The organism is Streptomyces sp. NPDC052496 (assembly GCF_040679095.1).
Lineage (GTDB): Bacteria > Actinomycetota > Actinomycetes > Streptomycetales > Streptomycetaceae > Streptomyces.
The window spans coordinates 38,977-52,503 of record NZ_JBFAUH010000004.1; the positions used below are offsets into that span (position 1 = coordinate 38,977).

General features: G+C 67.0%; 10 protein-coding genes. 3 read left to right on the forward strand and 7 right to left on the reverse strand.

Going from position 1 to position 13,527, the window contains the following annotated elements:
* Window positions 1–1,202: 1,202 nt before the first annotated feature.
* Window positions 1,203–2,012 (reverse strand): helix-turn-helix transcriptional regulator, encoded by an 810-nt coding sequence (locus AB0L45_RS07540; RefSeq protein ID WP_365837132.1) that lies wholly within the window; start codon window positions 2,010–2,012, stop codon window positions 1,203–1,205.
* An 897-nt stretch (window positions 2,013–2,909) separates the two neighbouring features.
* Here AB0L45_RS07540 and AB0L45_RS07545 point away from each other — a divergent pair.
* Window positions 2,910–4,121, forward strand: a complete 1,212-nt coding sequence (locus AB0L45_RS07545; RefSeq protein WP_365837134.1) for a GNAT family N-acetyltransferase — start codon at window positions 2,910–2,912, stop codon at window positions 4,119–4,121.
* Between the two features lie 370 nt (window positions 4,122–4,491).
* Here AB0L45_RS07545 and solA read toward each other — a convergent pair whose 3' ends face one another.
* From solA to AB0L45_RS07575, 6 genes are all read right to left on the reverse strand, one after another.
* Window positions 4,492–5,688, reverse strand: coding sequence for an N-methyl-L-tryptophan oxidase (gene solA, locus AB0L45_RS07550; protein ID WP_365837136.1), 1,197 nt, complete (start codon window positions 5,686–5,688; stop codon window positions 4,492–4,494).
* Window positions 5,681–6,559, reverse strand: coding sequence for a class I SAM-dependent methyltransferase (locus AB0L45_RS07555; protein WP_365837138.1), 879 nt, complete (start codon window positions 6,557–6,559; stop codon window positions 5,681–5,683). The genes solA and AB0L45_RS07555 overlap by 8 nt, the downstream gene beginning before the upstream one ends.
* Complete coding sequence (gene proC, locus AB0L45_RS07560; protein ID WP_365837140.1) at window positions 6,552–7,391, reverse strand: pyrroline-5-carboxylate reductase; 840 nt, start codon at window positions 7,389–7,391, stop codon at window positions 6,552–6,554. The genes AB0L45_RS07555 and proC overlap by 8 nt, the downstream gene beginning before the upstream one ends.
* Window positions 7,392–7,515: 124 nt before the next feature.
* Window positions 7,516–8,400, reverse strand: a complete 885-nt coding sequence (locus tag AB0L45_RS07565; protein WP_365837142.1) for a TauD/TfdA family dioxygenase — start codon at window positions 8,398–8,400, stop codon at window positions 7,516–7,518.
* A 221-nt stretch (window positions 8,401–8,621) separates the two neighbouring features.
* Window positions 8,622–9,836 carry an ATP-grasp domain-containing protein gene (locus tag AB0L45_RS07570; RefSeq protein WP_365837144.1) on the reverse strand — a complete coding sequence of 405 codons (1,215 nt, stop codon included), beginning with the start codon at window positions 9,834–9,836 and terminating at the stop codon, window positions 8,622–8,624.
* An 80-nt stretch (window positions 9,837–9,916) separates the two neighbouring features.
* Window positions 9,917–10,774: a PIG-L deacetylase family protein gene (locus AB0L45_RS07575; RefSeq protein ID WP_365837146.1), complete on the reverse strand. Its 858-nt coding sequence runs from the start codon at window positions 10,772–10,774 to the stop codon at window positions 9,917–9,919.
* 334 nt (window positions 10,775–11,108) lie between these two features.
* On the opposite strand from AB0L45_RS07575, the gene AB0L45_RS07580 reads away from it, so the two are divergent.
* Together AB0L45_RS07580 and AB0L45_RS07585 are read left to right on the forward strand one after the other, a co-directional pair.
* Window positions 11,109–12,278, forward strand: a complete 1,170-nt coding sequence (locus AB0L45_RS07580; protein WP_365837149.1) for a GNAT family N-acetyltransferase — start codon at window positions 11,109–11,111, stop codon at window positions 12,276–12,278.
* Window positions 12,275–13,516 (forward strand): MFS transporter, encoded by a 1,242-nt coding sequence (locus AB0L45_RS07585; RefSeq protein WP_365837151.1) that lies wholly within the window; start codon window positions 12,275–12,277, stop codon window positions 13,514–13,516. The genes AB0L45_RS07580 and AB0L45_RS07585 overlap by 4 nt, the downstream gene beginning before the upstream one ends.
* The last annotated feature ends 11 nt before the right edge of the window (window positions 13,517–13,527 follow it).

Here is a 13,527-nt window from a genome sequence, read left to right on the forward strand (position 1 = left end):
ACCGAACGCCGCTCCGTCCCCCACGGAGATCCATCAGAAACGCCCTAGCGCGACTGCCCCGCCGACCAGGTCGACGGGGCAGGGCGGTTCGGCGGGTCCTCGCGCCGGCTACAGCGCGTCCGTCACCGTGGCGAAGCGGTTGCGGGATCCGCCCCCGGTACCGGAGCGCCGATCAACCCCCAGCCGGTGTCGTCGTCGCTCACGGATGACGCCGAGGGGCACATGGGGCGGACCGCAGGTTGCGACGTGGCCGGAGAGGGGCATCGAGCAAGCATCGTGCGTCTCTTCTTTCTCGCGTCGGTGCAGGAACGGAATTGCGTAATCAATGGCTCTGCCGATTGGCCGCCGCTCAGGCGCCGATCAGCGAGACCAGTCGCCGATCGCTCCGAGCGTGCCCGGGATCTCGTCGCCCCGGAACACGGACAGCACGATCGACACGGCGGGAAGGGCCTAGCACGCCGTGGTGACGCTGAATGGGTCAGCGTCATGCACCACGACAGGTAGGCAACCGATCCGGGGACGTTTCCCGGACGCAGCAGGGACAGAATGCTGCCGAGGGAAGCCGGGGAAGCGGACGTCAAGGCCTGTCCGGCGGGGCCGGATCGTCCGGCTCGGCGTCCCCCGCGACCGGAAGTCAGGTGTCGGTACCGCCGCATGGAACGTAGAAGGCCCGGCCGCAGCGGCGGCACCTGTTCGCGTTCGGCCCGGCGGGCCCCCCGACATACCCGCGTACCGCTCGCACAGTTCCTTGCGGAGCAGGTCGGACTCGGGCCTGCCGCCTCTCCTCAGGAAGCCCTCGGCGGCGGACCGCGCGAATCCCACTTCCCTGAGCTCGGCGACATTGCCCGTGCCCAGTGTTTCCACGCTCATGCTTTCCCCCATCTGGATGGCACAACTGGTGGCGACCCCTGGCTCACCCTCACGACCGGACGCCGTACAGCGACTGCAGCCGACGCCTTGGGCGGCACTCTCGACAAAAAGGCGTTGATTCTCGAATACCGAACTCCGTCAGCCGGCCATGCGCCCCTGCCTCGACTCACCCCTCCACATTGCCGGCAAGGGAAGAACCTCCTAGCTGGCCGCACTGAGCAATACGAAGAGCTGCGGGGAAGAGGGTGCGTCCCTGGAATTCACCGGCGTGCCGGAACCCTTCACCCGGCCGTCGGAAGTGTTGAACGGAACGCCGCCCGGAGGCGGCACCTTCACGGAGTCGGATCGGTCTCGTCGTCCGCTCCGGCCTCAGGAGTGAGCATGCCGGACGATGCCAGTAAATAGCCCAGGTGAGTCCGGTTGCGAGCGTCGAGCTGTTGCATCAGCTTGGCGATGTGGCGCCGGCAGTTGCGTTCGCTGATGCCGAGCCGCCGCGCGATGGCCGCGTCCTTCTCCTCGTGCAGCAGCAGACGGGCGATGGACCGCTGGATGGCCGAAACGATTCCGTCCTCCGTGCGGCTCTCATAGGCCGAGCTGAACGGCAGGGCGGTCAGCCAGACCCGGTCGAACGCCCCGATGAGGAACTGCACCACCGCCGGGTTCCGAATCATCACGGCGGCATGCTGGTCGTCGGGGTCCGGGATGAAGGCCACGGTTCGGTCGAAGACGATCAACCGTTCGAAGAACTCTGCCAGGGTGCGGACCTCTCCGCCGAGAGCGGTGACCTTCTCCACGTAGGCCTGGGTCGGTGCACTGAACCGTGCCGTATGCTGGTAGAGGGTGCGCATGCGGACGCCACGCTCCAGCATCGCGACGTCTCTCGGCAGCGCCTGCTCCAGGACCTCTGGTCGCCGCGGCCCTCTGGGCTGAGCGGTCGCCAGGCTGTCGCGGCAGTCGGACGCGGCGGCGGTGAGCAGCGCGTTGATCTCGTGCAGTCCGGTGACCCGGCATACTTCGTCACCATGCTCGCTGCTCTTGCCAAGGGCCTCCCGAACCGCTCGAAGCTGCGCCAGCCCTGACCGGATCTCGCCCAGCTTCATCTGAACCGCATGAGCCTCCTCTTCGAGGGTGGCGAGTGACAAGGAACTGCCCCACTGCTCAAGACTCGCCCAAGACGCGTCGCCGACCCTCCACCGAGTATCCGGTTGGGGCGTTCCATTCGACGGCATCTGCATGTTCCCCCCGTACACGATCGTGCAGTTCGCGTTTACGGTTGCCTCGAACCTCCTGCCCGATGCGGCAGAAGAAGCAACCTGGCACCGGTGAACCGGCAAGCCGGGCATATGAGCTGTAGCCACGCCTGGTCCTGGAATCATGACACGGCTCGTCCATGTCTGCGCTGCCCGTAACGCCTGGGCGGCCCGGTCCGCAAGGGTACGTGTCAGCCATTCCCGGCGACACCTTCCTTTATGTTCGTAGCACGAACGTGATCGGCGTTTCTCCGGGCGCCTCCAGCGCCCAGCCCCTTGATGTCCGGGGTGCTTCGCGGGAGATGGCCGGCAGCGCGCACCGTTTGCGGAGCTCGCTTCGGCGAGGGGGCGGAGGCGTAGCCCTTGTCACCGGGCAGCGCGGCGGCGCGGGATGGATCCCCAGCTGCCGGAGGGCGAGTTGTCAGGCCGTGGCATGGTGCAGAATGCGCACGAGGCCCGGCAAACACATCCGGCCCGCTGCCGGGCGCGGTCCCGCAACCGCTCCGGCCGAAGCGGTGGCAGCGGCCCGATCAGCATCCTCACGTCATCATCCACGCGTCACGGCCGAGCGCCCGCACTCTCCCGCACGGTCGCATCGGCCCATCGGTCACGCCCGGCCAGGGCACTCCAACTAGGGTGCATGGCGCTGAATTTCGGTTTGCTCTCGGAATCCGATGCCGCGAGCGCATAAGGTGTACCGGGCTTCCGGCTCGGCAGCGGATGCCCTGGACAGGCAGGCGGACAGACGAGGGACACTGCTTAGCGATGACCATAGATGTTCTGCACAGCATGAGCGAGATACCGCCAGACGCCTGGGACACTCTGACCCAAGACCTCGATATCGATGCGGACCGGGGCTATCTGCGTTTCCGGGAATACCTGGAGCCCGGACAGAACCTCGTGGTGACCGTGCGGGTGTCCGGCACGCTGCGTGGCGCCCTGCACGGGGCCCTCACCACTGCCCGCACCGGACTGGCCAGCCACCCCTGGAAGTTCATCGGCTCGGAGAGCGTGCTGCGGCTCGCGGAGGACGAACCGGATGCCGAAGGGGCGCGCCGCGCTCATCGCGATCTCGCCGGCTCCGGACAGGCGGCGCCGGCCGATGACGCTGAGCCCATCTGGCGCGTACTCGACCGGCGGTTCGGCAGCTGCTACGTGATCAGGGGCTTCGACAGCAGCGAGGTGATCCTGGACCCGGGGCTGGACGCCGCCGCAGCCGAGCACGTGACGGGACAGCTCGTCCAGGAGGCGCGGTCGGCAGCGCTGAACCATGGCGCGGGAGCCGTGGTCTTCCCGTACGTTCGGCCGGGCGACCAGCTGCTGCGCGGCGTTCTGGCCGAACAGGGATTCCACAGCGCGGTGACGACCGCAGCCTCCGCCTTCCACCTGCACGGCCGCACCACCTTCGACGCATACCTGGAAGGGCTGCCGAGCCGGCGCCGGCGCCGGTACCGCCAGGAGGAACAGCAACTCCTCACCTCGGGCTTGTCGACCGGCGAGATCGACCTGGTCGCGAACGCGGAGCGAATCGCCGTTCTGGAAGCGCAGACGCTGGCCAAACATGGTGGCCAACCCGACCCGGAGGCTATCCGCCGGGCTCGCACCGTACTGGCGGAGGCGCTGCCGGACGCGGTCCGGGTGCCTGCCGTGCACCGTGACGGCCGGCTCATCGCCTGTGCGCTGCACCTGCTGGGCCGGCGCAGCAGCCTCTTCATGGCCTACGGCTGCGACTACGACGTGGCGGACCGCGGTCCGTCGTATCCCTGGTCCTGCTTCTACCACCCCATTCGCACGGCCATTGAGCGCGGGGCCGAGACGGTGCGGCTCGGGCTGGAGGGGTTCGAGGCCAAGGCTCAGCGAGGAGCCACGGTGGAGGAACGGGAGATGTGGGTCTGGGTGCCCGAGTCGGCAGCCGAACAACCGGGCGTACTGCTGGACTTCCTCCACGCCAGAAACACGGCCTACCTACGCCGCTTCACGAGCGGAACACCGACACGGTGAAGGGGCTGGTAGCGGTGGTCGACGGGCAGGTGCCGGCCTTCCCGTCGAAGTGTGGCTCTCCCCTTCCCGGCGGCGGATCGCCCAGCCGGCTGTGCGAGGTGGTCCGGCCCGAGGTACTGGGTGGTCGAAGACGTGTCCGTGCCGAGGGGCGTGGCTGACAGAAAAGCGCCACGGCCCCGCGGCACCAGGGAGTCGAGCGGCCACGAGACCATCGACGGGTCGCGGTCATGGACGGACGACGAGCCGACAGGGCCTCTGAACACCGGTGCGTGAGGGAGATTCACGACACCGGCGTCAGGGGCCCTGTCCTGTCACATCACCTTCCTTCTGCTTGAGCCACCCGATTCCCACGGGGCGCAAGGAAGGATTTTCAGTACGGGCTCGCCTCAACAGGTGCCCGGAAGCGTTCGGGGGTGAACGCCGAAAGGTCTATTGCCGATTCCCCGTCGGTGACGAGTTGTGCGAGCATGTCGCCGACGCCCGGAGCGAACTTGAATCCGTGCCCCGAGCAGGCGCTCGCGTAGAAGACGCCGTCCAGTTCACGTGATCGGCCGATGAGGAAACTTTGATCACGCGACATCGTGTACACACAGGATGTTCCTCTTCCGGTGTACTGCGCTCCGGGCAGGAGGCCCCTGATGGTCCGCCACAGGTCCATTCGTTCGGCATCGGTAGGCGGACGTCTGGCGTCATTGACGTTCTGAGGTGACAGTTGCCGGTTGTGAAAGCCGACACGTAAACCGCCCCCGACCGCCTGCCACTTGGGCAACCCGTAGACAAGCGTTCCTTCGTCATCCTCGTAGAGGAAAACCGGGAACCGGTCGGGCAGGTGATCCCGAGCACGCGGTCGGTCCACCTCGAACTCGTAGACGGGCACTCGCATCGGCGTCACCAGGTCGCCGAGTTCTTCGGGCAGGAACTCGCCGATCCATCCGCCGGCCGCGAGTACGGTCGCGCCACAGCTCAGCTGCCAGCCGTCGCCGCGTATGCGGACGGGTCCGCCGGCCTCGGGGTGCAATGAACGCACGGCTTGGCCGTACCAGATGTGTGCGCCGTTGGCCGCGGCCCGGGACAGGTAGCTCAGCCGCGCCCGGTCGGCGAACAGCATCAGCGCATCCTGCTCGTGGACGGCCACCGCGTCGTCCCGTACGTGGAAGGCGGGGAATCGCCTGGAGATCTCCCGTGCCCCCAGGTATTCGTGCCGGATCCCACAGCGCCGGGCGGTCTCCCGCGAGCCTTCGATGAGCCGGGAACCGGGAGGCCCGACGAAAAGGCCGCCGGTCCGCAGGGCGATCCTGTCGTCGGACGCGTCGTCGAGCTCCATCCACCCTGTGTAGGAGCGGTTCAAGAGCGGGACGTACATCTCGCCTTCCCAATAGGCGCGGCGGAAGATACGCGTCTGGCCGTGTGAGGACCCCAGGTCGTGCAGCGGTCCGTGCGCCTCGATGCCCAGGACCCGAAGTCCTCGCCGGCTGAGATGGAAGAGTGTGGACGCGCCCATGATGCCCAGGCCGATGACCACGACGTCGTAGGTGGAACGCGCGGCCGGAGTGATCGTGTCACTCATGGCCGGGAACACTCTTCACAAGGTCTTTCGTCAGAGCTTCCACGGTGACCTCTGTTATCTCGTAGAACCAGTGGATGTCGTCACCTTTGGTGGTGTAGGTGGCGGCATAGTTCCGGCGCCCCTGCTCGAACTGGGCGAGCAGGCAGTCACGCACCTCCCGCCACTCTTCCGTGTAGAACAGAAGCGGGAATTCGGTTCGTTCCAGAACCTTCGAGTGGAGAGCGACGTCGCCTTGTTGCCGGTGCGCCGACCGGCAGGAGTCGAAGAGATCGGCGATGCCGAGCAAGGAGTTCAGACCGATGACCGCTCGCCCGCCCTCCGCCAGGTGGTCCGGCAACTGGCGCAAGAACCTCAGCAGGACGCGGTCACCGTAGAACATCGCCTCAAGGTCGAGGAAGTTCCGCTTGCCTTCCAGTCTTCCCTTCAGCGTGTCGGACGGTGCCCGCCATCCGGGCGGGTTGAAGACAATGAGGTCGTAGCGGCCGTCCTGGCCGGGCCCGGGGAACAGGTCGGCATGACGGAAGTCGATCTTCGCGTCGCCGAAGTTCGCGAGCTCGTTCCGCCGGGCCGTGTCGGCCGCGGCGGCTGATATGTCGGTGGCGGTGATCGACGTGGCACCCATACTGCGCAGCAGCAACGCGATCGCGCCGCTTCCGGTGCCGACCTCCAGAATGCGGCCGGTGATTTCATCCTCGCGCAATTGGTGGACCAGGTGGTTCCCGAGCGCGCGGCCTGCCGGGCTGACGCGGAACGCACCAGGCCGGTCGAAAAGGCGGAAGTGGTGTCCGAGGTCGAAGCGTACGTCGTAGACGTCGCGCGCGGACGGGGTGGCCGCTACCGCGTCTCCGCTGCCGGACAGCAGGTCAATCATCGGTCTTCCCATGCTCTACTCCCCCACTCATGAGGTGGGCCAGCTCGCGGGAGCGGTGAGCGGACGCAGAGAGCCCGGCCCGCAAGGAGCCCTGCAGTCCGGCCGCTTCGAACGCGGCGATCCCTCGCTCGGTGGTGCCGTTCGGCGTCATCACTTCCCGGCACAGCTGCATCGGCGGTTTTCCGACCTCCGCCACCAGCTTTGCCGTACCACCGAACACCTGGAACGCCATCTCGCGGCTGGCGGCCTCGGTGAAACCCCGTTCCACACCGAACCGGCAGAAGGCGTCGAGGAGGTAACTGACGAACGCCGGCCCGCCGCCGCAGATCGCCGTGGCATCGTCGATCAGTTCTTCGGTGTCGACTCTGAGAGCCCGGCCGATGGTGCTGAGCAGTTCGTCCGCCTGCGCGAGGGTTTCCTGCGACACTGCCGGGCCCGCGTAGTAGACGGACATGCCCTCGGAGACTTCGGAAGGCGTGTTGGGTATCGAACGGACCACCTGGGACGTTCCGAGCGCCTTGGAGATCGAGTCGGCGGTCAGTCCCGCCATGACCGAGAGCACCGGCGTCCCGGGGCCGAACTGGTGCCGCTCGGCCAGGGCGAAGGCATCGAAATCCTGTGGCGGAATGGCCAGGACCACGAGGTCGGTGTCGGCTGTCTCCAGTTCGGCAGCGACGTGCAGATCCGTGCTCCGCGCGAGTTCCTCGCGTCGCTCGGCACTGATGTCGACGGCGAGCAAACGGCGGTCGGGGGATGCGCCACGGAGCCCCTTGGCGATCCCGAGCCCCATGTGGCCACAGCCGACGATGACGGTACGCGCAGCGGTGATCATGTGCGATTCCCTACGTCGCGGCAGGCACGGGTGCAGGTGCCTGCGTCGGATCGGAGATCTGACGAGACCGGACATCGGCCGGTCTCGCACCGCCGGGCGGACACCACCCCGGCGGGCCGGCTCACTACGCCCTCACCACCGTCGGGCGGTCGAACGGTGTCTCGGTGTCGGACACGGTGGTGCGGTGCAGAACCCGGCGCTGTGCGAGGTCGTACGGTCGGCCGCGGTGCATGGTGCAGCGGTTGTCCCACACCACCAGGTCACCGACCGCCCAGTCGTGCGTATAGACGAAACGTTCCTGCGTGGCGAACTCCATCAGCTCTTCGAGCAGCGCTCGCCCCTTTTCGACCGGCCAGCCGATGATGTGCGACGCGTGCGAGGCGAGGTAGAGGCTCGAACGGCCGGAATCCGGGTAGTGGTCGACGAGCCGCTGAGGTACCGGCGGCAGTTGAGTGGCGATATTTTCGTTGAACTCGCTGAACCCGGACTTCTTCCGCGAGGTGGCGATGGAGTGCTCGGCAACGAGTCCGTCGAGCTCACGCTTGCGCTCCTCCGGAAGCGCGTCGTACGCCGCGCGCATATCGGCGTACTGGGTCTCTCCGCCGCTCGGCGGAACCTCACGCGCCGACAGCAGCGAACACTTGGACCGCGTTGCCTTGAACGAACTGTCGGTGTGCCAGAGCTGGTTTCCCAGGTTGTACTTCGTCAGTCGATCGGAAGGGTCCAGGACCCGCCCCTGGTGGTCGAGGTTGGAGATGTCGGTGAACTCGTTCCGCAGCCGCAATTTCTTACCGGCATAGTTCGGAGCTGTTTCCAGCGCACCGAACCGCTTACTGAAGGCCAGTTGCTGCTCGTCGGTGAGCGGCTGCCCAGGGAAGACCAGAACCGCGTAGCGCTTGAACGATGCGTCGATTGTGGCGAATTCGTCGTCCGAAAGAGGGCGGGTCAGGTCCACGCCGTTCACTTCGGCAACGAATTCCGAGTCAGGGTTCTTCGGCTTGATTTCCATGTGCGTCTCTCCTGTGCTTACCCGTGGCGGACCCGATTTCACCCTGCTGGGTCTCGATCGAGTCACGCCACTACGTGACTATTCTGGCGAATAGCCCTTCCGTGTTGCATGGCGAGGAGGGCATGAGGAAGTGAGCTGCGACTGTCGCGGTGCAGTCGTGTCCTGATTCGGGCACGGCGAATCAATGGTGCCGCGAGCGAGAACTGCGAGAAGGAAGCAGCTCAGACGGGGCTCGCGTCCAAGAAGTAGACGTTGCGTATGTTCTCCAGACGCGACAGCACTTCTTGTTCGTCGCTCGCCTCGTAGAACACGAGTCCCGGGCTGGTGGAGGAAGTCAGGTCTTCCGAGATGACATCGCCGACGCCCATGGTCATACGGGCGCGGATGACCCCAGGCAGCTCGGCGAGTTCCGCTTCGGAAACGATGCGGGTAATACGTCCGGGCCTGGTCGGGAAGTCGGAGTTCACCACGATGCCGCTTCTGCGCCGCACCGTGGTCTGCGGCCTGCGCCCAATGGAAGTATCGAGGAACGCCTGCCAGATGTCTATACCATACTGCAATTGGAGGGCCTCGGGAATGCCGCCGCCTGCCGGCCGGCAGGCCACTTCACCCACGAGGAAGCCGTCGGACACCTTGAAGACTTCCAGGTGGGTCACGCCGGACCGCATACCGAGAGCCTGGACGGTACGGGCGTGCAGGTCCAGTAGGGGAGCGAAATCGGGATGCCCCTCGTGCAGGAAGTACGAGCCGCTGAAATTGTCGATCTGGCCTAGCAGCGGTGTGAAGTACCGTGACGGCGCGACGAACTCCACTACTCCGTCGTGCACCACGGCGTCGCAGTGAAATTCGGCATCCATGGGAACGTAGCGCTCCACGATCAGCGGATGGCGGGAGGCTTTGAGCGAACCGGCCTGGGCCGAGGATGCGAAGTCGTCGAAATGCTCCCGGCTCTGCAGGACGACGATGTCGAGGCACCCGCCGCCGAACACCGGCTTGACCACGCACGGCCATCCGACGCGGTCGGCTGCCTCGGGTACGTCGTCCAGGGAGAGAGCCTGGGCGAAATCGGTCACCGGCAGCCCTGCCTCCCGAAGTCGCCGCTTCATCACGTACTTGTTCGAAAAACCGAGAGCCGCGTCATACCCCAGACCCGGCAGCCCCAGTGTGGAACGTACATAGCCGCCCGCGGCCTGGCTGAATTCCACGGGCGAGACGACGTGCGAGATCTCGGCACGGTGGGCGATGGAGATGGCGGCACTCAGCACCTCGCCAGGGTCCTGGATGTCGGCGATCTCCGTGATCTCGACACCGGAGGGAAAACTGTGCGGGTGCCCGGTCTCGGTGATCACCGAGACCCGCTCCATGCCGGGGGCGCCGAACAGCCGGGCAGGCATGGCGCGGCGACGGGAACACAGAACCAGGGCGTGCCGGGTCATAGCATTCTTTCTGGCTTGGAGGGAGGAGGCGGTAACACAGCTGCACGGCCCACGCGACGGGGCGGACCGGCGGTCTTCGTCTAGGAGGCGCCCGAACGCTCATGGCCGGCCCGCACCGGCCCCGGAGCGGTGGCCGTGTCGGTCACGATCCGTTTGAAGCCCTCGGCGTATCCGCAGCCGGCCCGGTCACCGAAGCCACGCATGCGCTCGACCACCCATGCGACATCAGCGCGCGGATCCACGGAGGTGCGGAACTGGCTGGCGTGGCACATCAGAGCAGCGATCTTGCGCTCGTGGTACGGCCCGACATCGACGAAGAAGTCGGTGTGCTCGTGCCCTGGAACCCAGACCTCCGTCACCCGGTGCGGGCCGAGGCCGGCCGCCAGGAGTTCGGGAAAGGCTCGCGGGTTGCGGGCGTCGGGGTAGACGGCACCGAGCGCGGCTTCGCCTACGGCGAGATGGTCCGGGTGGGAGGCGCCGATGGGGTATTCGAGGGAGCGCAGGGGCTGATGAGTGAGTACCAGTCGTGGTCGCACTCGACGAATGGCTTCGACGAGGGAGCGACGCAGAGCCAGGGTCGGAGTCAGCGTCCCGTCCGGAAGCCCCAGAAAGGTCACGCTGTCGACGCCGAAAAGCTCGGCTGCGGTTCGCTGCTCGGCATAACGAATGGCTGTCAGTGCGGCGGACGCCTCATGCGGATCTTCACCCCCTTGCGATCCGTCCGTGCATACGAGGTAGTGCACTTCGGAGCCTTCGGCACACAGCCGCCCGATCGTCCCGCCGAAAGCATACTCGGCGTCATCCGGATGAGCGGTGATAACGAGTACCCGCTCGTAGAAGTCGGGCAGCGGCAAGAGTGAGCTGGCTGGGTTCATAGGTGTCGGCGCGATCGTGTCGCTCCTTGCGATCTCAGCGCTGTGGGTACGGCTGAAATACACAGCAGATGATGGAGGCGCGGAAAAAGGGATGAAGACGGAAGCTAGCCCGACCGCCACCGGGCGTCAATGACCGCGAGTGTGATCTCGATCTCGTTGAAACTGGCTGGCGTCCGGCGCGGAAAGCATGCACGATCTTCGGCATGTATCTCAACGGGGCTGCCCTGCATACCGGTTGTACACCACGGGGTCGAGCCGGGGTAGAGGTTGAGGATCGCTGTCGGTACAGGCTGACGTATCGTCATTCCTACCCTCAACGCCCGTGCACATTACCAGAGTTCGTCGCGGCGGCCGCCGCGACCGACCGGCCGGCCGCAGCGCGCGCCGGAGGCGCCGCGTGACCTCCCTCAAACACCATGACGACCCACGGCAGATCGCCGGGTGGGATCGGCTGGCGGACCACAAATCGTTCTACGTCGACGCTGATTGGCTGCGATTCGTGGACTCGGACGGTGGTGCGGATCCGCACTATCTCGCCCTCTACCGTGGCGGTGCGCCGGCCGCCGGCCTGGTTGCACACTGGAATCCGGACGAGGGCCACCCGGACTACCGGCCTACCGGTGTGCTCGGCCACCTTGACGCCCCAGGCCCCATGGTGCTCTTCGGTGGGCGCCGCGGGTTCTGTTCGGATGTGCTCCTGCCCGATACCGGCTCCGCGGTCGGCGGCCCCGACGACCTCGCGGTCCTGCTGAACGCCGCCCTGGACAACGTCCCGGAGGCACGCGCCCGCTGGTGGTGGCCGTATCTGCCGTCGGAAGCGGCGCGTCATGTGGTAGCGGCAGCCCGCACCGTACAGCCGAGCAAGACGCCCGGGGTCCAGCTGTTGGGCGCGGACTGCATCGTGGACCTCGTCGGCCGGGAACTCGACGATCACATCGACGCGCTGCCGGTCAAACAGCAGCGCACCAACGCCAGGCGGGAGATCCGGCGCTTCGACGAGAGCGGCCTGGAAGTGCGACAGTCGCGGCTGTCCGAGACCTGGGAACAAGGCGCTCCCCTGCTCGGCCAGGTGCAGCGCAAGTACGGTCACGACATGTCCGATGACCGGTTGCGGGGCTTCCTCCGCCGGCAGGCCGAGCACCTCGACCGTTCGGCCGTAGTGTTCGCGGTCTTCGACGGCAGCCGGTTGACCGGCTTTTCACTGTGTTACCGGACCGGCCGTGAGCTGGCCCTTCGGCTGCTCGGCCTCGACTATCCCCGGCTGCGCGAGGCGAGCGAGTATGCGCAGCTCATGCTGTACGCGCCACTGCGCTACTGCTATGTGAACGGCCTGACCCGGCTCCACCTGGGAACCGAGTCCTACGACGCGAAGTGCCGTCGCGGTGCGCGCATCCGCCCTCTGTGGGCCATCACCTCCGATCCGCCCGCGGAGTCCCGGGCCGCCGACGACCGGCTCGGCGCTCTGACCGAACAGCTGCCCAGCCGCGCGGCCGCAAGCCTGGTCACCGAGGTGCGTACGTCCCTCATGGCCTGGAAGGCGTCATCCCGGCCCGCGGAGGGCCTGTGAAGTCGGCAGCGGCTCTCGACACGGTCCCGCGCCGGGTCACCCTGGCCTTCCTCCTGGTGCGCGGCTGCAGCAGCGCCGCGTACTTCACCCTGCTTCCGTTCCTCGGACTGTGGCTCCTGCAGACCCGGGGCATGAGCGGCGCCGCGGGCGGAACCGTCGTCGCCGGCTGTCTGCTCTTCGGCAGAACAGGCGGGCTGCTGGTCTCCCGCTTGGTGACCGCGCTGGGACTTCGCCGCTCCGTGCTGGTGGCGTATGTGACCGCCACCAGCACACTGCTGGCCATGCTCGGCTACCCGGGACACTCGCTCCCGGTCTGGCTGCTCCTCGCCGCTGTCCTCGGTCTGTCCTTCTCGGCGGCGACGGCGGCGCTGAAGGCACTGGTCGCCGCCGCGTACTCGGCCGAACAGCGGCTGCGGGGCTTCTCCCACCTCAATCTCGCGGTCAATGCCGGCTCGGCACTGGGTTCAGCCGCCGGTGGCGCGGTCCTGACCCACTGGCCCGGCCTTCTGCCGCTCGCGGGTGTGGTGCTCTATCTGGGTGCTACGATCTCGGCTCTCCTCCTGCCGCGCCCCGTGGCGCGGCCGACGGGCGCGGCGCCCGAAGTCCCGGGTGCAGGCCCGACGTTGCGGCCGTTCGTGGTGTTCCTCCTGGTCACCTCGCTCACGTGGGTGGCGTACGCGCAGGTCTTCGAGGTGCTGCCGACCTACGTCGCGGACTCCCTGGACCCTCAGCAGGTCTCCCTGCTGTTCGTGGCGAACGCCGTACTGATCATCATCCTGCAGACTCCGGTCACGGCCGTCGTCCAACGGCTGCGCGCGCGCCACCCCCGGATGTGCGCACTGGGGCTGCTGCCGGGGGCGCATCTGGTCATGGCGCTGAGCATGGTGCTGTTCGGGGCCCTCCTCGGGTCTCCGGTGAGTGTCGGGTACGCCGGGATTCTGCTGTTCACACTGGCCGAAGTGGTCTGGGGCCCGATGTACGACGCGGAGATCGAAGAGGTCAGGGGACGGCTTTCGAGCGTGACCGCGTACAGTGCGGCCGGACTGGCCTGGGGAACCGCGGAGTCCGCAGGCACCTGGCTGGGCATGGCCGTGGTCACGGTCACCGGGCTGTCCTGGCAGGTGACGGCCGGCATGTACTGGCTGTCTGCCACAGGGCTCGTGGCGGTCGCGGGGTACTTCGCCGTGCGTAGCCGAGGTGCGATGCGCACCACGGAGCATGCGCGCGTCGACGTCTGACGTGCCTGTCC